At 66.4% G+C, this 20,351-nt stretch carries 18 protein-coding genes; 7 read left to right on the top strand and 11 right to left on the bottom strand.

Features of this window, described 5'->3' with window-relative positions:
* The first annotated feature begins 9 nt into the window (after positions 1–9).
* Positions 10–249, top strand: coding sequence for a DUF6752 domain-containing protein (locus GON06_RS06635; RefSeq protein ID WP_157311529.1), 240 nt, complete (start codon positions 10–12; stop codon positions 247–249).
* A 5-nt stretch (positions 250–254) separates the two neighbouring features.
* Here GON06_RS06635 and GON06_RS06630 read toward each other — a convergent pair whose 3' ends face one another.
* From GON06_RS06630 to rfbA, 8 genes are read right to left on the bottom strand one after another with little or no spacing between them, the layout of a single operon-like run.
* The gene (locus GON06_RS06630; protein ID WP_157311528.1) at positions 255–2,180 is read right to left on the bottom strand and encodes a glycosyltransferase family 2 protein; all 1,926 of its coding nucleotides are present in this window, start codon (positions 2,178–2,180) and stop codon (positions 255–257) included.
* The gene (locus GON06_RS06625) at positions 2,177–2,881 is read right to left on the bottom strand and encodes an IspD/TarI family cytidylyltransferase (protein WP_157311527.1); all 705 of its coding nucleotides are present in this window, start codon (positions 2,879–2,881) and stop codon (positions 2,177–2,179) included. The genes GON06_RS06630 and GON06_RS06625 overlap by 4 nt, the downstream gene beginning before the upstream one ends.
* The gene (locus GON06_RS06620) at positions 2,881–3,678 is read right to left on the bottom strand and encodes an NAD-dependent epimerase/dehydratase family protein (RefSeq protein ID WP_157311526.1); all 798 of its coding nucleotides are present in this window, start codon (positions 3,676–3,678) and stop codon (positions 2,881–2,883) included. Before GON06_RS06620 ends, GON06_RS06625 begins: the two co-directional genes overlap by 1 nt.
* 1 nt (position 3,679) lies before the next feature.
* Positions 3,680–5,662 carry a DUF7657 domain-containing protein gene (locus GON06_RS06615; protein WP_157311525.1) on the bottom strand — a complete coding sequence of 661 codons (1,983 nt, stop codon included), beginning with the start codon at positions 5,660–5,662 and terminating at the stop codon, positions 3,680–3,682.
* A gap of 37 nt (positions 5,663–5,699) precedes the next feature.
* The gene (locus tag GON06_RS06610; protein ID WP_157311524.1) at positions 5,700–7,205 is read right to left on the bottom strand and encodes a DUF2142 domain-containing protein; all 1,506 of its coding nucleotides are present in this window, start codon (positions 7,203–7,205) and stop codon (positions 5,700–5,702) included.
* Positions 7,202–8,629, bottom strand: a complete 1,428-nt coding sequence (locus GON06_RS06605; protein WP_332837225.1) for a bifunctional dTDP-4-dehydrorhamnose 3,5-epimerase family protein/NAD(P)-dependent oxidoreductase — start codon at positions 8,627–8,629, stop codon at positions 7,202–7,204. The genes GON06_RS06610 and GON06_RS06605 overlap by 4 nt, the downstream gene beginning before the upstream one ends.
* A complete protein-coding gene (gene rfbB, locus GON06_RS06600) occupies positions 8,626–9,621 on the bottom strand; it encodes a dTDP-glucose 4,6-dehydratase (RefSeq protein ID WP_157311523.1) in 996 nt (331 codons plus the stop codon). Before rfbB ends, GON06_RS06605 begins: the two co-directional genes overlap by 4 nt.
* Positions 9,618–10,490 (bottom strand): glucose-1-phosphate thymidylyltransferase RfbA, encoded by an 873-nt coding sequence (rfbA, locus tag GON06_RS06595; RefSeq protein WP_332837224.1) that lies wholly within the window; start codon positions 10,488–10,490, stop codon positions 9,618–9,620. The genes rfbB and rfbA overlap by 4 nt, the downstream gene beginning before the upstream one ends.
* 117 nt (positions 10,491–10,607) lie before the next feature.
* On the opposite strand from rfbA, the gene GON06_RS06590 reads away from it, so the two are divergent.
* Genes GON06_RS06590 through GON06_RS06570 form a run of 5 tightly spaced genes read left to right on the top strand, consistent with a single transcriptional unit; the run spans position 10,608 to position 15,923 of the window.
* Positions 10,608–12,542 (top strand): DUF6541 family protein, encoded by a 1,935-nt coding sequence (locus GON06_RS06590; protein ID WP_157311521.1) that lies wholly within the window; start codon positions 10,608–10,610, stop codon positions 12,540–12,542.
* Between the two features lie 37 nt (positions 12,543–12,579).
* The gene (locus tag GON06_RS06585; protein WP_157311519.1) at positions 12,580–13,314 is read left to right on the top strand and encodes a glycosyltransferase family 2 protein; all 735 of its coding nucleotides are present in this window, start codon (positions 12,580–12,582) and stop codon (positions 13,312–13,314) included.
* Positions 13,311–13,715, top strand: a complete 405-nt coding sequence (locus tag GON06_RS06580) for a DUF2304 domain-containing protein (protein ID WP_157311517.1) — start codon at positions 13,311–13,313, stop codon at positions 13,713–13,715. The genes GON06_RS06585 and GON06_RS06580 overlap by 4 nt, the downstream gene beginning before the upstream one ends.
* Complete coding sequence (locus GON06_RS06575; protein WP_157311515.1) at positions 13,708–14,958, top strand: hypothetical protein; 1,251 nt, start codon at positions 13,708–13,710, stop codon at positions 14,956–14,958. The genes GON06_RS06580 and GON06_RS06575 overlap by 8 nt, the downstream gene beginning before the upstream one ends.
* Positions 14,955–15,923: a glycosyltransferase family 2 protein gene (locus GON06_RS06570; RefSeq protein ID WP_157311514.1), complete on the top strand. Its 969-nt coding sequence runs from the start codon at positions 14,955–14,957 to the stop codon at positions 15,921–15,923. The genes GON06_RS06575 and GON06_RS06570 overlap by 4 nt, the downstream gene beginning before the upstream one ends.
* An 18-nt stretch (positions 15,924–15,941) precedes the next feature.
* Here GON06_RS06570 and GON06_RS06565 read toward each other — a convergent pair whose 3' ends face one another.
* From GON06_RS06565 to GON06_RS06555, 3 genes are read right to left on the bottom strand one after another with little or no spacing between them, the layout of a single operon-like run.
* On the bottom strand, positions 15,942–17,042 hold the full coding sequence (locus tag GON06_RS06565) for an acyltransferase family protein (protein WP_157311511.1): 1,101 nt from the start codon (positions 17,040–17,042) through the stop codon (positions 15,942–15,944).
* Complete coding sequence (locus GON06_RS06560) at positions 17,039–18,175, bottom strand: NAD-dependent epimerase/dehydratase family protein (RefSeq protein WP_157311509.1); 1,137 nt, start codon at positions 18,173–18,175, stop codon at positions 17,039–17,041. The genes GON06_RS06565 and GON06_RS06560 overlap by 4 nt, the downstream gene beginning before the upstream one ends.
* 59 nt (positions 18,176–18,234) lie before the next feature.
* Complete coding sequence (locus GON06_RS06555) at positions 18,235–19,125, bottom strand: glycosyltransferase family 2 protein (protein ID WP_157311508.1); 891 nt, start codon at positions 19,123–19,125, stop codon at positions 18,235–18,237.
* Between the two features lie 76 nt (positions 19,126–19,201).
* Here GON06_RS06555 and glf point away from each other — a divergent pair, with 76 nt between their 5' ends.
* Entirely contained in the window at positions 19,202–20,350 is a 1,149-nt protein-coding gene (glf, locus tag GON06_RS06550; RefSeq protein ID WP_157311507.1) for a UDP-galactopyranose mutase, read from the top strand.
* Position 20,351 lies beyond the last annotated feature (1 nt).

Genomic DNA, 20,351 nt, shown 5'->3' with positions numbered 1-20,351 from the left:
GAAGACAGCATGAGGGAATACCTGCGCCGATTCGCCCAGAAGGTCGCTCCCGGCGCCTATTCGGCACTGGTGAAGGTCAACAGTCTCGACTTGGATGCGATCGAGGCCGGTTCTTCGGCCGATCTCGTCATCAAGATCGCTGAGCTGGAGAAACAGCTGCAGGAGATGCGCGAGGAGAACCGCAGGGTGGGCGAGCTCTACGACCTCGTGTTCGCGCGTCTGCAGGAGGACAACCCCCTTCGGGCCTGATCGGTTCAGCCGAGAATCCGATCCGCGATCCGCGAGGAGCGGCGCAGCCGGCTACCGCGCAGCACCAACTCGGAGTCGTTACCGGGCACGCGCTCGCCGATCCGGATCCCGAGGACCTGATCCGGCTCCGACCGGAACTCGAGGAACGCGCGTCCTGCTTCGACCACGATCGTTGCATCCAGCGGTCGCCAGGGGCGGGGCGTCCCGGCCTTCTGGCGCAGGACGCGCTGCGCCAGCCGGCGCGGAATCCGCGCGGCGCGGGTGAGCAGGCTCCGCGGGTCCACGTCGAGATGCGTGGAGATGGTCGCGTCATGACCGGTCGGCAGCCCGAACACTTCCACTCGGCACAGGTTTCCGGTGCGAGTCATCGTGGTCGCAGCGCGCACCAGGTGAGTAAGCGGCCGCGCCTTCTGGTCCTGATCCAGGACCACGACCCCGTCCGGCTTTGCGTACACGGCGCTCGGACGCCCGTTTGCGGCGATGTGGATCGCAGGCTCGAGGGACTGCGCACGAGTGAGGCGATGCTGGGTCGAGCCGGGCATCGTGCAACGAGCGCCGATCTCCCAGACCCCGCCAGACAAGGGGGCACCGAGTGCCGCGATAGACGGGTCGACGAGGGCTGTGCCGCGAACGCCCCACGATGTGGATCCCGGACGGATCCACGTCTCGCTCGTGGACGGCACAGTCCATGCGATCTTGGTGTCGACAGAGCGCACGAGCAGCTGGAGGCGCGCTGCGCGGATCTCGTCGGTCATGTCGAGGAGTTCTGCGTCGACAACCTCTAGGTAGCGCGGGTCCAGGTCCTTGAGCAGTCGGTCGCCCTGACGGATCAGCCGATGCTGCCGGCCGTCGTTGTCCGCCCAGTCACATCCTGCGGTCAGTGAGAGGACACCCGCATCCCAGCGTGCCTGGGTGATCACAGGGCGACCGGGAATGTTCGGATCGTCCTGAGTCATCCGCTCAAGAAGGTGCGGGAGCCCTTTGCGGAGCAGCTGTGCGCGAAGGCGAGCACTGTTGTTCAGCGATGCGTCGTACGACTCAGGGAAGCGCTCGGTCTGGAGCTTCCTGGCGCGCTCGAAGATCATGCGCTTCTCATCAGGCGGCCTGACTGCGTACCGGTTGTTGAAGGTGTCGATGAGACGCGAGCGGTACTGATGCGTCATGAGGTTCCGGTGCTGTGCCTCGAGGCCGTCTGCGCTCAACTCGTCGTCGATCGAGGTGACCATCTCGTCGAGCCAGTGCCACCACTCGGGGTTCGAGCGCAGGAACGACGTCGAGCCGCTGCCGGCAGTCGTGCACCAGTGGTAGTACGGGGTGCGCGCGAGGGTGGAGATGACCTTGGCGTGCTTTCCGGCGAGGACGTTGAAGAACACGTCCTCCCAGAGCACGCGGCCTCCCTCTCGGAAGCGGATGTCATGCTCGAGGAGGAACTCGCGCCGATAGAGCTTGTGCGGGTTGGTGGGGGACAGCGGGTATGCATCGGTGCGGTCCAGGACCTGCGGCAGGTCCTCCTGGTATACGTCGATCGCCCAGCCGATGTCGGAGGTGCGCGCCTCCTTGCCATTGAGCACATCGGCGCCGTTGGCCTTCGCGAAGGCGTAGGCATCGCGCAGCGCGTCGGGGTACAGCTCATCGTCATGGTCCATGAAAGCGATGTACTCGCCGGCCGCCAGATCGATTCCCACGTTCCTCGGCCGGCTGGGCCATCCCGAGTTCTCGATGCGTTCGAGGCGCACGTGGGGGCGGGTCGAACGGATGCTCTGGAGACGTTCCCAGGTGTCGTCCGGAGAACCGTCGTCCACGAAGATCACCTCCCATTCATCTGAAGGCAGTGATTGCGCGTCCAGGGAGGCGACGAGCCGTTCCAGGCCGTCGCCGGAACGGTAGGTCGCGACGACGACGCTGACCTTGAGAGCCGAGGACGCGCTCATGCGCGATCCGTCTCCTCGATGAGATGATCTGCGATCAGCCGTGCTGTGCCGAGATCCTGTGGGGTGGTGATCTTGATGTTGTTGACGTGGCCGGGCAGGATGCGGGCCGGGGTTCCGGTGTATTCGTGCACGAGGTCTGCATCGTCGCTCACACGCTGATAGACGTCACGCACGGCTGCCTCATATGCCGTCTGCAGCAGCTCGCGGCGGAAACCCTGCGGTGTCTGTCCCAACCAGGAGTGGGCTCGATCGAGAGAGCCCTCGATGAAGCCCTCGTCGCTGACGAGCTTGACCTGGACGGTGCTCGGCGTGCCGATCATTGCCGCCCCGTGATCGATCGCGGCGTCCAGAACGCTCATGATGAGGTCCTCCGTGACGAAGGGGCGTACCCCGTCGTGCACCAGGACGATGTCACCCTTGGTGGCATCCAAGCCGTTCATCGCGCTCAGATGACGTTCCTCGCCGCCGAGGACGAGACGCACGGGCAGGCCGGCGTCGTCGATGAGGATCCTGCGGTACGTCTCCTCGTTCTCGGCACTGATCGTCACGATCAGCTCGTCGATGGCGGGAACCAGCATGGCACGCACGGTGCGCTCGAGGATCGTCATGCCGTCGAGGTCGACGAGCAGCTTGTTGCTGCCGAACCTCGTGCCCTTGCCCGAGCAGGTGACGATGGCGGACACGATGTGATCGCGGTGCATCAGCGATTCCCTTCGTTCTGTCGCAGATCGCGCACGAAGGCGCGCAGCTGTTCGATCTCGGACCTCCTGGAGCACAGGTAGTCGCCCTCGGCGCCGAAGACAGCGGCGTGCTCAGTGGTCATGTTCCGTGTGTACAGCTGAGCGAAGGGTGACTCGGGCTCTCTGGGGATCTGCGCAGCGATGTCCCGGTCGAACACCTCCTGCGCCAGCTCCGTGTTCGATACCGGAGGAGTCGCGACGTTGAGCGCCGGTAACCCGGCCTCGAGCGCTGTGGAGATGTCCTGCCACAGGCGGCGCACGTCGTAGTGCTGGTAGCTCGTCTGCGGACGGATGTACTCGACGCGGTAGTCGTTCGCCAGGTCGTAGACGACGCCCTTCCGGAGCCGCGACCCGTAGAGCTGGGGGAGTCGGATGACCGTGGTGTCCACGGCATGCTGGAAGCGGCGCTCCTGATGGAGCCGGTTCGCGCCATACGGGGTCAGTCCGGCCTCGCTCAGGGCGGTGGACTCATCGGGGGCGCCACCCGCGGGATAGACGCAGACCGTGGAGATGAGCACGAGTCTGCGGATCTTCGCGGTCAGGACGGTGTCGACGAGCGCGTCGATCTCGGCGCGATCGTCCGCGCCGTGTGTGTTGATTCGGAAGGAGTCCGCCCTGTTCGCCGTGGTGACGACGAGGTCGTACTCCTTTCCTGCGATGTCCGCGATGTTCGAAGTGTTGTACAGGTCGTCGAATGCATGGGCGTCGAGTAGATTCGACCCGACGAACCCGGTGTAGCCGAGAAGCGCGGTGGTCATGTCAGCCTGCGTTCCGGAATTCGTAGACGTGCACGGTGACATCCTTCCAGGGGAGCGTTTCTATCTCCTCCAAGCAGGGCAGATCGAGCTGCTGCTTGGAGAGGAGAGTGGTCAATTCGGGGTAGGCCTCATGAAGGCTGCAGGGGTTCGCGTCGATGGTGACCACGTTGTAGCCGTTGCTCGTGATGTCGATCCCCGGCTCGGTGCGCCAGGTCGCCCGAATGCGGCTGCCGCCACGGTTCCATGCCTCCTCTGCCTTCCCGGAGGGGTCGAGACGCAGCCACTCCGACCGCACCGGACCGGACAGCTGCTGTCCGGTCAGTGAAGGCACGCCGTTCGCGAGCATCATGGCGTCCATCGCCCGGAAGTCGCTGGCCCAGACCTGGCCGTCCGCACGCACGCCGGGCGCCGCGGCTGCGATGTAGTCCGCGGGAGCGGATCCACGGTACGCCCCGACGCCGACTGAGATGACACCGGCTCCGGCCACCTGCACGAAAGCCAGGAGCGCGACCACCGCGATCGCCCAGACGCGCTGTGACCACCGTAGGACGATGTATGCGACGGCGGCGGTGCCCACGCCCGCAGCCCAGACCCACAGCGTGGACATGTCGGGAACGGCGAACCGCTGCAGCAGCGAGGCCGCGTACAGGGACACGGTTCCGGAGACAACGGCGGTCAACATCAGCTGCCGCTGCGGGAAACGGATCTCAGCGACCATCAGACAGACGGCCAGAACGCCGAGGATACCGACCACCTGTGCGGCTCGGAGCGAGGGGACCTGCGAGAACACCGGCAGATGAGCACTGAAGTCGCCGAACGACAGGGTCGCCCAGGCCAGCCAGATCGCGCCCCAGGCGATGAGGAGGCTGACCGGCAGCCACTTCCGCCATGCTGTGCGAGTGAGCTGGGGCCAGATACGCACGAGGATCAGCGCGAGCACGACGAAGGAGATCGTCCACGACATGGCGAGCTCGCTGTGGTTTCCGATGGCGGCGACGTCGGCCCATGGCTTCGCGATCGCGGCATTGGTCGCGGCGTGTGAGGCGGGAGCGCCGAACAGCGCTTCAAAGGGGGTCGGACTCGCTGCGGCTCGCCGGTCTCCAGGATAGACCGTGCCCGACATCGCGGTCAGGCCCGCCCGCACATCCGCGAGGGCGCCGAGCGCCAGTGCCAGAGTTCCCGCTCCCACTGTGAGCAGATACGCCCACCTTCTGCGCGGCGACGCATCCTGATCCAGGAGAATCCGCACCGCGCTCATGACAAGGAGCGGTAGGCCCAGAATGAGCGCCCAGATCAGGTAGGCCGAGGGCATGCTCGCCAGCAGGATCGCAGCGAACACACCGAAGGGAACCGCACTGAGGAAGCGGCCGTCGGCGACGCGCCGGAACCCGGCCAACAGGAGCGCGCAGCCCGCGACCGCGAACCCCAGGATGTTGACGGGCTGCTGGGACCACCATGCCACGGATGGGGACGCCGTGATCAGAAGTGCGGCGAGCCAGCCGGAGCGGCTGCTGAATCCGAGCTGACGGAACCAGATCGGCATCGACCACAGTAAGAGGAGCGTGGGAAGCCACCAGTGCAGGCTGAACAGGATCTGCTCGGGCACGACGCCGGCAAGACGCAGCAGAGTCCCGTCGAAGAACACGATCGAGCCGAAGATGCCGCCCTCGCTGTAGCGCATCGCCAGCCCGGCCTGCTCGGCCAGCGGCGAGAGCGACGGAAGCCCGTGGGTCGCCATGATCGAGAGATACAGAGGGCTTCCCGAGAGGTACTCGTCCCAGCGGATCTCCTGCGGGGTGCCGAAGAGGATCCCGTCTCGTCCGCCGACCGCGTGCTGGAGATAGTCCTGCGTGATGTTCGCCGTCGTCGTCCCTGTCAGGATCAGCGTCGCGAAGACGAGCACCAACAGCACATGGGCCCACCGATCATTCGTGCGGAGCCAGTGCAGTACGCGCGTCGTGCGAGCAGTCCCTGCAGAGCTCATGCGATGTCCCCCGCACGGCGGTGGAGAAGCGAAGTCATCATGCGATCCTAGGCGTTGAAGAGTGCGGGTCAGTGGAGCGGGAGGCCGAATCCCGGGAGACGAGCGCGACGAATCCGATTCCGGCCGCAATCGTGAGCAGCAGCCACGGCAACGCGCCCGCGGGCGGAGCCCACGCGGGAGCGAACAGAGACCGGGCGAGAGCAGCTTCGGCTCCGTCGCTGAATCGAGTCTGCGCGGTCAGGAACGCATAGGAGTGCGCGAACGTGACGAGCGAGCCCAGGATGACGGTCAGGCGCACGGTTCGCGGCAGTCGAACATCCCGGCGAGCAGCGTCGGCGCTGACCGCGGAGATCACCACGACCATCGCGTAGAGGATGAGCGAGTAGCGCCCCTGCCAGATCATTCCCGCGGCAGGGGCAACCGCGAGCTGGATCGCAGCGGGAGTGGCGAGCCAGATGATCACTGACAGGAGAGTGATGAGGATCATTCGGCCGCTGGCCAGCCAGAATGAGGCGATCATGCAGAAGATGCCCAGCCCGCCGATCAGCACCACGGAGATCAGCGGCGCTGGGGCGTCGGTCCATCCGAAGTGCCCGACGTAGGCGTGTTCGAACACGGTCCGGCGAAGCATGAAGTCGACGATCCGCATGGTCGACCAGGCCTTGCCCGTGTACTCCCCGTGGAGCGCGTAAGAGCCGACGACGACGGTCCAGAAGACGGCGAGCAGCATGCCGGCAGCGGCGAAGCCGATGGCGAGCCACATCCCCGGACGGCGCGTGAGACGGGTCAGCCGGGGACCCGCGATGCCGATCAGTGCGAGACCGCCCAGTAGCGCGACCCAGAGCGGCGACACGCTCCGCAGGTTCGAGACGAGGGCTCCTGTGACAGCGACGGTCAGCAGAGCAGGAGCAGCAGATCTCGACGGCTCGGGTCCGAAGCCCAGGGAGAGGGCGGCTGTGAGGAGGGCGATACCGCCGGTGATCTCCCAGGAGTTGGGATTCACCGCCGCATTCAGGAAGAAGACCATCGGCGTCGCGATCGCCGCCGTCACGAATGCGGCCCGCCTGACACCCATGATGATCGTGAGGAAGTGATAGGCGAGCGCCAGCAGAGCGCTGCTCACGAGTGCGGAGAGCAGCCGCATCGAATAGACGATCACGTGGGGATCATCTGTCAGCTGTGAGGGCCAGCCCACCACTGCGTAATAGAGGGGGTTGTAGTTCCAGGCTGTGGAGCTCGCCACTCCGGTTCCTGTCTTCGGCACGAGCCCGCTCTGGCACACCGCTGAGATCTCCGGCTCGTGTGCGAAGCAGTCATCCCAGCTCTGCGCGTCGGCGAGAGCCGACGGCACGGTGAAACGGCCGTTGCCGTCGGCGTCGTAGTCGTCGGGCATGATCTGCCCGTGAGCCACGGCGGCAGCGCGGATGATGTGCGAGGACTCGTCCGGAGAACCGGCCAGAGGCGTTGTCATCGCCCATGCGGCCGAAGCCGCGAAGAACAGGAGGAACGGGATCCAGAACGTTCGCAGGGCGGAGGCCCTCATGAACGATCCCCGGCCAGCGCTTCGGCCAGCACGGAGTCGGTGAGGGGCGGGGGAGCGAAGCCGGCTGCGCGGATCTTCGACAGATCGAGCACACTGTTGTGCGGTCGCGGCGAAACAGGAGCTGCGGCTGCGGCGAAGTACTCGGCTGTAGAGACCCCGGTCACCCGCCCCGGATCGTTGCCGGTGAGCCGGTACACCTCGCGTGCGATGTCGGCCCAGGTCATCGCCTCGCCGCCTCCGGTGAGGTTGTAGGTACCGTAGGGTGCCTCCGCATCGAGGAGGTGCCGGATGCCGCGGGCGATGTCCGACGTGAACGTGAGGCGCCCGACCTGATCGTCGACGACGTTCGGATCGATGCCGCGTTCCGCCAGTGACGCCATGGTGCGCACGAAGTTCCCGCCGTCACCGATCACCCAGCTGGTGCGCACGATATAATGCCGCGGTGCCGTCTGGACGGCGAGGTCTCCTGCTGCCTTGGACTGTCCGTAGACGCCGAGGGGGCTGAACGGATCGTCTTCACCGTACGGACGCTCCGAGGCGCCGTCGAAGACGTAGTCGCTCGAGACGTGTACGAGCACGATCCCGTGCTCGGTGGCGATGCGGGCGAGCGCAGCGGGTGCGGCAGCATTCGCGGCCCAGGCGGCCGGCCGGCCGTCGCCGGTCTCTGCCTGATCGACGGCGGTGTACGCAGCGGCGTTGATGATCACGCCGTAGTCCCGCCATCGTCGGGCCGTTCCCAGAGCCGGCGCGGTGAGGTCGAGTTCGGCGCGGCCGGCGTACTCGACATGTGCGGCGTCGCCGAACTCGGCCCGAAGCGCTCGCCCGAGCTGGCCGTTGGCGCCGAGCACGAGGACCTTCCGCGGCGGGATGGGTGCGACGGCAGCGAGTCGCGGGTGGTTGCGATCCTTCTCCGAGACCTCTACCCGGTCGAGCGGGATGGGCCACTCGATGCCGGCTGTCTCATCGGCGAGGTTGAGGAAGGCGTACTCGGTGTTCTCCGCCGACCAGTGATCGTTGACGAGGTACACGTACGCCGTGTCGGGCTCGAGCGTCTGGTAAGCGTTCCCCACACCGCGCGGCACGAAGATCGCGCGTGACGGATCGAGCTCGGTGGTGAAGACGGCGCCGAACGTCGGCCCCTCGCGCAGGTCGACCCAGGCGCCGAAGATGCGACCGGTCGCTACGGAGATGAACTTGTCCCAGGGTTCCGCGTGGATACCTCGAGTGGTGCCGACGGCGTCGTTGAACGAGATGTTGTTCTGTACGGGGCCGAAATCCGGTAAGCCGGCCGCGACCATCTTCTCGCGCTGCCAGTTCTCCTTGAACCAGCCGCGACTGTCGCCGTGCACCGGGAGGTCGAACACGACCAGACCGGGAATCGACGTCTCGGTCGCCGTCAGAGCCTTGCCGAATTCGATACTCACTGGCCCTTCTCCGCGTAGAAGGCTTCGGTCGCGTCCTTGGCGGGCGCCCACCACGCCTCGTTCTCGCGGTACCAGTCGATGGTCGCCGCCATTCCGGCGTCGAAGTCGCCGTACTGCGGCATCCAGCCGAGCTCGGTGCGCAGTTTGGTCGAGTCGATCGCGTACCGCAGATCGTGCCCGGCGCGGTCGGTGACGTGGTCGTACGCGTCGGCCGGCTGCCCCATCTGGGTCAAGATCAACTCGACGACGGTCTTGTTGTCCTTCTCGCCGTCTGCGCCGATCAGGTACGTTTCGCCGATTCGCCCCTTCTCGAGGATCGTGAGCACAGCGGAGGAGTGGTCATCGGCGTGGATCCAGTCGCGCACGTTCAACCCGGCCCCGTACAGCTTGGGGCGGATGCCGCGGATCACGTTCGTGATCTGGCGAGGGATGAACTTCTCCACGTGCTGATACGGGCCGTAGTTGTTGGAGCAGTTCGAGATGGTCGCCCGCACTCCGAAGGACCGCACCCACGCGCGCACGAGCAGGTCGGAGCCCGCCTTGGTGGACGAATACGGCGAGGACGGATTGTACGGGGTCTGCTCGGTGAACCGCTCCGGGTCGTCGAGCTCCAGGTCGCCGTAGACCTCGTCGGTGGAGATGTGATGGAATCGCACGTCGTGTCGGCGTACCGCCTCGAGCAGCGTGTAGGTGCCGATGATGTTCGTGTCCAGGAACGGCCGCGGATCGTGCAGGCTGTTGTCGTTGTGCGATTCTGCCGCGTAGTGCACGACCGCGTCGGCGTCCGCAACCAGGGAGTCGACGAGTGGGGCATCGGCGATGTCGCCCTGCACGAACATGACCCGCTCGGCCGGCAGGCCGACCAGGGACTCGCGGTTGCCCGCATAGGTGAGTTTGTCCAGCACTGTCACGTGGTGGTCGGTGTGCTCCACGACATGGTGCACGAAGTTCGAACCGATGAATCCGGCTCCTCCGGTGACCAGCAGCTTCATCGATCGCCCCTCTCCAGCAGCTCCAGCAGGTACGCGCCGTAGCCGGATTTCGCCAGTGCGCCCGCGCGCTCGCGCAGTTCGTCGTCGGAGAGGAAGCCCTGCCGCCAGGCGACCTCCTCCGGCGCTCCGATCTTCATACCGGTGCGACGCTCCATGGTGCGCACGTAATCGGCAGCATCCGTCATCTGGTCGAACGTGCCGGTGTCCAGCCAGGCGGTTCCGCGCGGCAGTACTTCGACCTGCAGCTTTCCGCGGTCCAGATACGCGCGGTTCACATCGGTGATCTCGTATTCGCCGCGCGCGCTCGGCTTCAGCCCGCGGGCGATCTCGACGACGTCATTGTCGTAGAAGTAGAGCCCGGGCACGGCGTAGTTGCTCTTCGGCTCTGCGGGCTTCTCTTCGAGCGACACCGCCGCACCGGACTCGTCGAACTCGACCACGCCGTAAGCGGAGGGCTCCGCGACCCAGTACGCGAACACCGCTCCGCCGTCGATGTCCTCGTAGCGCTTGAGTTGTGTACCGAGCCCCGGACCATAGAGCAGGTTGTCACCGAGCACCAGGGCGACACTGTCGTCGCCGATGAAGTCGGCGCCGATCGTGAACGCCTGCGCGAGTCCGTCCGGGGACGGCTGCTGCGCGAAGGTGAGAGAGATGCCGAACTGCGATCCGTCGCCCAGCAGCCGCTCGAAGTGAGCGGCATCATGAGGAGTCGTGATCACCAGGATGTCGCGGATCCCGGCCAGGATCAACGTCGACAGCGGATAGTAGATCATCGGCTTGTCGTACACGGGTACGAGCTGCTTCGAGACGCCCAGCGTGATCGGATGAAGACGAGTTCCGGAGCCGCCGGCGAGAATGATGCCCTTCACTCGTCTATCGTGGCACATCGTCCCGCTGGAAGCTGGGAGGGGACGTGCAGGATGCCGGCAGACTCTGCAAGTAGGATGCTGCAGTACTGACAGCACCCTCGAACGGAGTCCACGCCCGTGCTCGAACTTGTGCTGTGCTCCTTCGCTGCGGTCGCGGTGCTTGCCGTCGTCGGCATCCCTCTCGGCCTGGCTATGGGGCTGCGCGGTCTCCGGCTCTGGGCGGCATCGGCTCCGTTCGCCCTGACGATCGTCGGCGTCAGCGCCGTGCTCGCCTCCTGGCTGACCGTGACGTGGTCGATCCTCCCGGTCTTGGCTGTCGCCGCACTGGTCGGTCTCGCGATCCTGCTTCTGCGCCGGCGTCTCCTGGCACCTGCGACCCGGTCCTGGGGGCGCGGCGGATGGTGGGTCGTCGGCGCCCTGACCGCCGCAGCCATCGTGATGGCGGTGCGCGTGATGACGGTGCTCGGCGCCGCGGACGCGCTTTCGCAGACGTTCGACAACATCTTCCACTTGAACGGCATCCGTTACATCCTGACGACCGGATCCGCATCGTCGCTGACGCTGGGTGGGATGACGAGTGGCGATGGATCGCTTCCCTTCTATCCGGCCGTCTGGCATGCATGGGTGTCGCTGGTCGTGCAGCTGACCGGCACGTCGATCCCGCTCGCGGTCAACGCCGTGGTGCTGGCGACCTGCGCCATCATCTGGCCGGCCGGCCTCGTCCTGCTGGTTCGCACCCTGCTCGGCTCTTCGCCGGTCGTCGCCGCTGTCGGCGCCGCGATCTCGACGGCGGTGCCGGCGTTCCCCCTGCTGCTCATGCAGTACGGCGTGCTGTACCCGTACCAACTGGGGCTGGCACTGGTCCCCGTGGGCATCACAGCGGTCGCGCGCCTGTGCGGCATCACTGCAGATCGTGATGAGGGTGACGCCTTGACCTGGGTGCTGGTGCTGGTCGGCGTCATCCCCGGGGTGTCGCTGGCACACCCTGGGGCGTTTGTCGCCCTGCTCGCGCTCACCACCCCGTTCGTGGCGCTGTTCGTGATCCGGATGTGGCGGACGAAGACCGGGCTGAGGGCGCGGACAGCGCTCGTGGCAGGATGCGTCGGTTACCTCGTCGCGGGCGTGCTCGCGCTGAAGATCCTTCGGCCGCCGCTGGAGGCCCGGCTCTGGCCGCCGCAACTCGGTTTCCGCGAGGCCCTGACGCAGGTTATGACCGTGTCGATGTGGTACGGGGTGCCAGCAGTCCTTCTCGCTGTGGCGCTCGCTGCCGGGATCGTGTGGGCGCTGGTCGATCGTGACAGCGTCTCCTGGGCGCTGCTCGGCATGTTCGCGGTCGGCGCGGTGCTGTTCGTCGCGGTCGCGGCGCTGCCTGTGGGCGACCTGCGAGATGCGCTCACCGGATCCTGGTACAACAACTTCCCCCGCCTCGCGGCGATCCTCGCCATCGCCATGATGCCTCTGGCGGTCTACGGGGTGTGGCGCACGCTGCTGGCGGTGGGCCGACTGCCGATGTCGCGTCGTGTTGTCGCACGAGCCCCGCGCATGGCGGGCGCGCTCGCCATCGTCGCCGTCGTCGGGCTCTTCGGCGTGCTCGTCGCCGGCCCACAGATGGACCAGGCTGTGTCCAGTGCTGCGGGCACCTATGCGCTGACCGAGCGCTCCCGGCTGCTGAGTACCGATGAGGCGCGGCTGCTGTCGCGACTGGACGAGCACGTCCCCGCGGGCGTGACCGTGGCGGGCAGCGCCTGGACGGGGGCCTCGCTGGCCTCGGCGATCGCCGATCGCCCGGTGCTTCAGCCGCACACCCTGATGCACATCGATGAGGACACCGCACTCGTCGACGACTCGCTGGATGAGGCCGTCCCGGGGAGCCCGGTGTGCGCGGCGGTGCACCGGCTCGGCGTCGGATACGTCCTCGACTTCGGGGACCGCGAGGTGCACGGGGAGCACCATCCGATGCCCGGGTTCGACCATCTCGCAGAGAGCGACAGCGTCCGACTCGTGGACCAGGAAGGGGCGGCACGGCTCTACGAGGTGATCGGATGCCGATGAACACGGCGCGCTGTCGGCCGCGGCTAGAGTTGATGACATGACGAACGTGACCGACCCGGTGCTGGTCATCATGCCGGCGTGGAACGAATCGGCCAACGTCGGCAACACCGTTCGCGAGGTTCTGGCCGCGGACGGCGAGTACCACGTCGCCGTCGTGGACGACGGTTCCACCGACGACACTGCAGAGGTCGCGAGGGCTGCCGGAGCGATCGTTCTGACGCTGCCTTACAATCTCGGCGTCGGCGGCGCGATGCGCGCCGGTTTCACGTACGCACAGCGGAAGGGCTACCGACGCGCCATCCAGGTGGACGCCGACGGGCAGCATGATCCTGCCGACATCAGCCGTGTACTTGCGGGTCTCGAGCAGGCCGACATCTCGATCGGAGCGCGGTTCGCCGATGTCGGCGACTACTCCGTCCGCGGACCGCGGCGGTGGGCGATGATCGTGCTCGCCAAGGTGGTCGGAGGTATCGCCGGAACGCGGCTGACCGACGTGACGAGTGGTTTCCGCGCGGCAAATGAACGCGCGATCGCGCAGTACGTCTCCTACTATCCCGCCGAGTACCTCGGGGACACGCTCGATTCGCTTGTCGCCTCTGTCCACGCGGGGCTCACGGTGACTCAGGTGCCGGTCGCGATGAGGCCGAGAGCACACGGGCAGCCGAGTCAGGGCCCGATCGGATCCGCGGTCTATCTGGGCCGGTCGGTGTTCGCCCTCACGCTCGCACTGCTGCGCCGACCACGTGCGACACGCAAGGAGGAGACCGCATGATCACCTGGATCGGCCTCGGAGTGGCGATCCTCGGGCTCCTCATCGTGATGTGGATGCTCCTCACCCGTCGGCTGCGTGAGAAGTACGCCATCATCTGGATCCTCGTCGCCATCGTGATGATCCTGCTCGGCGCGTTTCCCGCGATCCTCACCTCACTCACGCACGCGCTGGGTGTCGAACTGCCAGCCAACCTGATCTTCGCCCTGGCGATCGGCCTGCTTCTCGTCGTGGCCCTGCATCTGTCCTGGGAACTCTCCCAGCTCGAGGAGGAGACCCGCCGCTCGGCGGAGGAGATCGCGATCCTCCGTGCAGACGTCGACGCCCTCGGGCGCCGGCTCGCCGTGCAGGAACACGAGGGGGAGGGCTCCGGCTTCCGCGGCGACGACGAAGCCGATGGCTGACGGGACGCGCCGTTCGGCGCTCTACGTCGGGGGTGGCGCAGGTGTGGCCGCGCTTTCCGGCGTTCTTGTGCTGGTGATCTCGGCCCGGACGCTCAGCACCGAGCAGAACTCCGGATTTCTCACCTACTGGGCGGCCCTGTTCGCCGTGTTCGCGGTGCTCTCCGGCCTGCAGAATGAAGTGACCAGGGCGGTGCGTGCGGACCTGACCACGACCGTGAGCTCTGCGCGACGCACCTCGCCACTGGGCATGGGGCTGCTCGTCGGCGTCGGCGCCGCCGTGATCGTGCTTCTGCTGTTCCCTATGTGGTGGAACGCGTTCGCCGCGCTGCCCGACATCACCCTGCCGGTACTCCTGATCGCCTGCGCAGCTCTGCTCTACTCGGGCCACGTCGCCTCCGTCGGGACGCTCGCCGGGCTCGCACGGTGGCGGGCCTTCGCCGGGCTGACCGCCGGCGAGTCGATCGCGAGGTTCGTGTTCACTGCTGGGGCAGCGCTGCTGGGCTGGGGGATCGCCGGTTTCGAGATCGCCGCAGCAGGAGGGACGCTGACCTGGCTCGCCGCCGGCGCATTCCTGCCCGGCTTCCGCGGGCTGTGGTCGGTGCGCATTGCACTCGGGCGTGGGGCGCTTATCCGCAGGATGATCAATGCGATGGCGGCATCCGGTGCGAACGCACTGCTCGTCACGGGTTTCCCGCTCTTGATGAGCCTGACCACTGATCCCGTCGCATACGCGGGAGCGGCACCGCTCGTCGTCGCCGTCTCGATGACCCGTGCCCCGCTGCTGATGCCGATCACCGCGTTCCAATCGATGGTGATCGCCGCCTTCGTCGAGCACCCGGAGCGCGCACGCTCCTCGCTGTTCCGGCTGATCGGCATGGTCCTGCTCGTCGCCGTCGTCGGTGGGCTCCTCGCGGCGCTGATCGGCCCGTGGGCGATGAGTCTCGTTTTCGGCCCGGATTATGGCAACTCACCGCTCGTGCTCGGCATGCTGGTCGTAGGTGCGTCCTTCCTCGCCCTTCTCGTGCTGGGTGGCTCGATCGCGCTGGCCCTCGACGCTCACACCGTCAACACCGTCGGCTGGTACACCGCACTTTTCGTCTCGACCGCGATCATGCTGACTCCGCTCGGGCTGGAGACCCGCACGATCCTCGCGCTTGTGCTGGGTCCCCTCGTCGGTTCGGCGATACATCTGGGCTACGTCCTGCGAGCGTTGAGCCGGACGGCAGCGGAGGGGGCATCATGACCAGGACGAGCGTGATCGTGCCGTGCTACAACGCGGAGTCGACCGCTGCAAGGGCGATCGGATCCGTGCTCGCGCAGACGGATCCCGACCTGGAGATCATCGCCGTCGACGACGGCTCCTCCGACGGGACCTCTGCGGTGCTCGAGGGCCTCAGCGATCCACGGCTTCGGGTGGTCGCCCACGAGCAGAACCGGGGCATCTCCGAGGCGCGCAACACCGGCCTGCGTGCGGCATCCGGCGATTTCATCGCCTTCCTGGACGCCGACGACGAGTGGGAGCCGCACTTCCTCGCGCGGATGCATGAGGTCCGCGGAGACGCGGGCGGCGCGATCTGCGGTCGCACGGTCCTCCTGCCGGACGGCACCGAGCGGACCGCGCATTCGCGGCGCCTGGGCGTGCTCAGCGGCAGCGAAGCGGCGACTGACATGATGACCGGCGCTGTGACGCCGTTCCCGTGGGACAAGATCATCATCCGGGCAGCGTTCGCCGGTGTCGCATACCCGGCAGACATCCACCGCTTCGAGGACCAGGCCGTCGGGATGGTCGTGCTGTCCCGTGTGGAGCAGGTCGTATCCGTGCCGGACGCGCTCGTGCGGTACCACGTGGCTGCCGGCTCACTCACCTGGGGTCGCGTCCCTGATGTGGCCGAGGCGGAGAAGGCACTCGCCTTCGCCGAGACCGAACTCGGGGACTGGCTCGACCGTGCGGACCGCCGGTCTGCGTTCGACACCTGTCGGACCCTGTTCCTGATGCTGACCGCGCAGTCGGCGATGCGCTCGACCGACTCGGCGGCTCGTGCGGCCGTGCTGCGGGAGTGCCGCGTGCGCATCACTGCGGGCATGCTCGCCGCATCGCTGCGCAGATCACCCGTGGTCGGCGCCGGGGCGCTGCTGCTGAAGCTGGCACCAGGCGTCTATCGCCGGCTTTTCACCGTCTACGTCAGGCGCCAGTACGCGCTGGGGTGACCTGCTTCTGCAGCGAGGTCAACGCGCTTCGGCGCGGATGTCGCCGAACGCGCGCGCCTTTCCCCGCGACCACCTGATCGTCGGACGCTCCACGAGGAACCACGAGATCGCCGCCATGATCGATGTGAGGATGACCAGGAGGGTGAGGATCACCGGCAATGGCGCACCGGCGAGTCCGAACAGGCAGAGCATCTGAGTGAGGGGGAAGCCCCAGACGTACACGCCGTACGAGAAGTCGTGCACCTGGAACACCTTCGGCGATGGCAGTACCGCGCCGATCCAGATCAGGATGTACGTGAGGAACGGAGCAGTCAACTGCGCGCCGAACCGAGGGAACAGCAGGACAAGTCCGACCGTCGCCACGGCGCTGACCACAAGACCCCAGGTGCTGAGCCTGAAACGATCGCCGAACCGCTCCTTGAGAATGAAGACCAGCGCGCCGCCGAAGAAGAACGGAAGCAGGCGCCCGAACTGCACGACGTCCGCAGCGAGGCCGCTGACGTACACGGCCACCGCTTCGTTCCAGATCTTGAGGGCACACGTCGCCAGGAAGGCGATCAGCATCGGCCAGATGCTCTTGCGCACGATCGGGAGCACGCAGAAGAAGCCGACCAGCAGATAGGCGCAGAACTCGTAGTAGAGGCTCCACAGTGAGCCGTTCCACACGCCGGGATAGGGCACGTTCGCCAGCGTCCCCGCGACGGTGTAGTTCTCCATCCGCAGCCAGGCGTTGGCCAGGATGTAGCTGAACGGGGTGTTCGGAGTGGAGAGGAAGCCGTCCAGCGTGCCGCGCTGCATCACATACGAGATCGGCGCCAGCACGAAGGCCGTGATGATGTTCACGAAGAAGAAGGCGGGGAACAGACGGGCGATCCTGTTGATGAGGTACCGTCCGCCGTCGCTGCGGAACCGGGCGCCGGTGATCAGATAGCCCGAGATCATGAAGAAGCCGAAGACTGCCCACCCGCCGACGGACTCGCCGGGTGTGAGCTCGATTCCCTCCCCGCGCCCTGTGACCGGGAAGACGTGGTGTACGAGCACCATCGCCGCCATGACGAGGCGCAGCAGATTCAGCGAATTGTTGCGCGGATCGAGCCAGGTGGGTGCGGCTGCCCTCACTTGAGCAGCTTCCGGTCCGCCATCTCCTTGAGGGAGCGCTCGTAGCCGTCGGCCTCGACAGGCTCGGTGAGGACCCACTCGGCGAAGCGGCGCACGCCCTCGTCGAACGGCACCGCGGGAGCGAAGCCGAGCACCTCGCGCAGTGCAGTCGTATCGGCGACGTTGTGCCGGATGTCGCCGAGGCGGTAGTTCCCGGAGATATGCGTGGGCACCTCGGTGCCGTAGGCGTCGAAGAGAGCCGACACGACGTCCTTCACGGTCGTGGCGACGCCTGAACCGACATTGAAGGTCTTCCCGGCTGCGGCCGGAGCGGTGGCGGCGAGGAACGTGGCCTCCACGACATCGTCGATGTAGACGAAGTCCCGGCTCTCCTCGCCGTCCTCGAAGATGTTGATGTCCTTGCCCTGTCGGATCAGCGTCGAGAAGATCGAGAGGATGCCGGTGTAGGGGTTCTTCAGGGACTGACCGGGACCGTACACGTTCTGGTAGCGCACGGACACACCCTCGATGCCGATCGTCGGAGCGACCGTCATGATCATCGATTCCTGCATCTGCTTGGTGATCCCGTAGACCGACGACGGGTGCAGCTTCGCGGTCTCGTCCGTCGGGATCAGTCGCAGCGGGCCTTCGCCGGGGATATGGACGTCGAAGTCCCCCGCGGCCATGTCGGCGTCGGCGCGGTGGCCGGGATAGACGCGACGGCCGTCCTCGGTCTCGTAGGCGCCCTCACCGTAGATCGACCGCGACGAGGCGATGACCACCCGGCTGACCGCATTGTCCTCGTTGGCGAGGATGTCGAGCAGCTTCGCCGTGCCGCCGACGTTTGCGTCCACATAACGGTCGATCTCGTACATCGACTGGCCGGTACCGGTCTCGGCCGCCAGATGGATGACCACGGTCGCCCCCTCGAGGGCGCGGCGGAGGTCGTCCTTCGAAGTCACGGTGCCGTGGATCACGTCGGCGACGCCGTCCAGCGAGCGCAGCAGCGGGGAGGTGGTCGCCGGGTCGTCGCCGTGCACCTGCGGGATGAGTGAGTCCAGAACGGTGACTCGGTGTCCGTCAGCGACGAAGCGGGCGGCGAGACGTGTTCCGATGAACCCGGCCCCTCCGGTGATCAGGACGTGTTCGGACATCGATGCTCTCCTCGGTGGTCGGGCGGTCCTCGGTGGTGTTCGACGCGTCTGGCTGCGCCTCAGTTCGCGACGATGTGCGCCAGCGTCGATTTTAGCGCAGTGCCGTTCCCATGCCTGATGACGCCCGGAAGTTCGGTGACCGCATGCAGGCGCGACATCAGGCGCACTGTCGCGACTCTGACCGTGCGCTTCCAGCCCTTGGAGTGTGCGAGCTCTCGGGCCAACCGGTAGTACGTCCGCTCGTCTCGAAAGCGACGCCCGTCCATGAGCGTCTTCTGGGAGGCGCTCGACCCGTGCCGTCGGTAGGAGAACGCGATCTCCGGGGTGAACGCGAGCGATCCGCCGTCGAAGGCGATGTCCATCAGCAGTGCGAGGTCCTGGATGATCGGCAGACCGTCCCGGAAGTCGATGCGCTTCATCGTCTCGGTTCGGAAGGTGAGCGACGGCCAGTACAGCCAGTCGCCGCGGATGAGGCTCGTCGCCATCTCCTCGCCGCGTAGGACCACGGTCTCGTCCTTCGAGCGCGGCGCGAGCAGTCGCTGCTTCACACGGTCCACGAGCGGACGCACGGTCGCGCCGTGCTCGTCGATCACGATCACGCCGGGCTGGATGACGTCGACCGAGGGCGCCGAGTCGATCACACGGCTCATCACCTCGAGGTAGTTCGGATGCATCAGGTCATCGCAGCCCAGGATGGTGATGTACGCGCTCTCCGCGCGCCGGATCGCCTCGCGGTAGTTCTCCGTGATCCCGAGGTTGGTCTCGTTTCTGGTGTAGATGATCCGCGGGTCGGACTCGTCGGCGAAACGCGCGGCCACGGACTCGTCGGGGTACTGGTCGTCGATGATCACCAGCTGCCAGTCGGTGAGGGTCTGGGCGCGGACGGAGTCGACGGTCTGGTAGAGCAATTCTGGATCGCCCCAGAACGGCACGAAGATCTGGTGTGTCATGTCGGATCCAGCCTAGAAGAATTCCGCTGGATGTGCCGGGCGGAGGCGTGGCGGTCTCGCAGATACGATTGATCCCATGGATCTTCTTGTCGTAGGGTCGGGTTTCTTCGGCCTCACCATCGCCGAGCGCGCTGCAGACGCCGGCCGCAAGGTGGTCGTCATCGACCGTCGCTCGCACATCGGCGGCAACGCGTACAGTGCACCAGAGCCCGAGACGGGGATCGAGGTGCACCAGTACGGTGCGCACCTGTTCCACACGTCCAACCCGACGGTCTGGGAGTACGTCAACCGGTTCACGACATTCACGAACTACGTGCATCGCGTGTACACCACTCACAAGGGCGTCGTCTTCCCGATGCCGGTGAACCTGGGGACGATCAACCAGTTCTTCCAGTCGGCCTACACGCCGGACCAGGCCCGCGCGCTCGTGCGCGAGCAGGCCGGTGAGTTCGACGTCAAGACGGCGGCCAACTTCGAGGAGAAGGGCATCGCCCTGGTCGGGCGCCCGCTGTTCGAGGCGTTCTTCCGGGACTACACCGCCAAGCAGTGGCAGACCGACCCGCACAAGCTCTCCGGCGACATCGTCAGCCGACTGCCCGTGCGGTACACCTATGACAACCGCTACTTCAACGACACCTGGGAAGGTCTGCCGACCGACGGCTACACGGCCTGGATCGAGCGGATGGCCGACCACCCGAACATCGAGGTGAAGCTGGGCGTCGACTTCTTCGACGAGTCGCAGCCGCTGAACAAGAAGGCCGTCGTCGGTCAGATGCCGGTGGTCTACACCGGACCAGTGGACCGCTACTTCGAGTACACCGAGGGCGCACTGTCGTGGCGCACGCTGGACTTCGAGCAGGAGGTGCTGGGAACCTCCGACTTCCAGGGCACTCCGGTGATGAACTACCCGGATCTGGACGTTCCGTACACCCGCATCCACGAGTTCAAGCACTTCCACCCGGAGCGCAAGGAGCTCTTCGAGCAGGACAAGACCGTCATCATGCGGGAGTTCTCGCGGTTTGCGAACCGGGACGACGAGCCGTACTACCCGGTGAACACGCCGGCCGACCGCACCGGCCTGCTGGCGTACCGTGAACTCGCCAAGGGCGAGCAGGACGTGCATTTCGGCGGCCGCCTCGGCACCTATCAGTATCTCGACATGCACATGGCCATCGGATCGGCGCTGTCGATGTGGCGCAACGACCTGACCGACCTGCACGGCTGAC

The organism is Microbacterium sp. MAH-37, from assembly GCF_009758255.1.
Classification (GTDB): Bacteria; Actinomycetota; Actinomycetes; order Actinomycetales; family Microbacteriaceae; genus Microbacterium.
This window is presented reverse-complemented; position numbering and strand designations above follow the sequence as displayed.

Excerpts from the sequence above, each read along its gene's own strand:
- GON06_RS06635 (WP_157311529.1), top strand. The coding sequence starts at position 10 with ATGAGGGAATACCTGCGCCGATTCGCCCAGAAGGTCGCTCCCGGCGCC.
- GON06_RS06630 (WP_157311528.1), bottom strand. The coding sequence starts at position 2,180 with ATGAGCGCGTCCTCGGCTCTCAAGGTCAGCGTCGTCGTCGCGACCTAC.
- GON06_RS06625 (WP_157311527.1), bottom strand. The coding sequence starts at position 2,881 with ATGCACCGCGATCACATCGTGTCCGCCATCGTCACCTGCTCGGGCAAG.
- GON06_RS06620 (WP_157311526.1), bottom strand. The coding sequence starts at position 3,678 with ATGACCACCGCGCTTCTCGGCTACACCGGGTTCGTCGGGTCGAATCTA.
- GON06_RS06615 (WP_157311525.1), bottom strand. The coding sequence starts at position 5,662 with ATGAGCTCTGCAGGGACTGCTCGCACGACGCGCGTACTGCACTGGCTC.
- GON06_RS06610 (WP_157311524.1), bottom strand. The coding sequence starts at position 7,205 with ATGAGGGCCTCCGCCCTGCGAACGTTCTGGATCCCGTTCCTCCTGTTC.
- rfbB (WP_157311523.1), bottom strand. The coding sequence starts at position 9,621 with ATGAAGCTGCTGGTCACCGGAGGAGCCGGATTCATCGGTTCGAACTTC.
- GON06_RS06585 (WP_157311519.1), top strand. The coding sequence starts at position 12,580 with ATGACGAACGTGACCGACCCGGTGCTGGTCATCATGCCGGCGTGGAAC.
- GON06_RS06580 (WP_157311517.1), top strand. The coding sequence starts at position 13,311 with ATGATCACCTGGATCGGCCTCGGAGTGGCGATCCTCGGGCTCCTCATC.
- GON06_RS06575 (WP_157311515.1), top strand. The coding sequence starts at position 13,708 with ATGGCTGACGGGACGCGCCGTTCGGCGCTCTACGTCGGGGGTGGCGCA.
- GON06_RS06570 (WP_157311514.1), top strand. The coding sequence starts at position 14,955 with ATGACCAGGACGAGCGTGATCGTGCCGTGCTACAACGCGGAGTCGACC.
- GON06_RS06560 (WP_157311509.1), bottom strand. The coding sequence starts at position 18,175 with ATGTCCGAACACGTCCTGATCACCGGAGGGGCCGGGTTCATCGGAACA.
- GON06_RS06555 (WP_157311508.1), bottom strand. The coding sequence starts at position 19,125 with ATGACACACCAGATCTTCGTGCCGTTCTGGGGCGATCCAGAATTGCTC.
- glf (WP_157311507.1), top strand. The coding sequence starts at position 19,202 with ATGGATCTTCTTGTCGTAGGGTCGGGTTTCTTCGGCCTCACCATCGCC.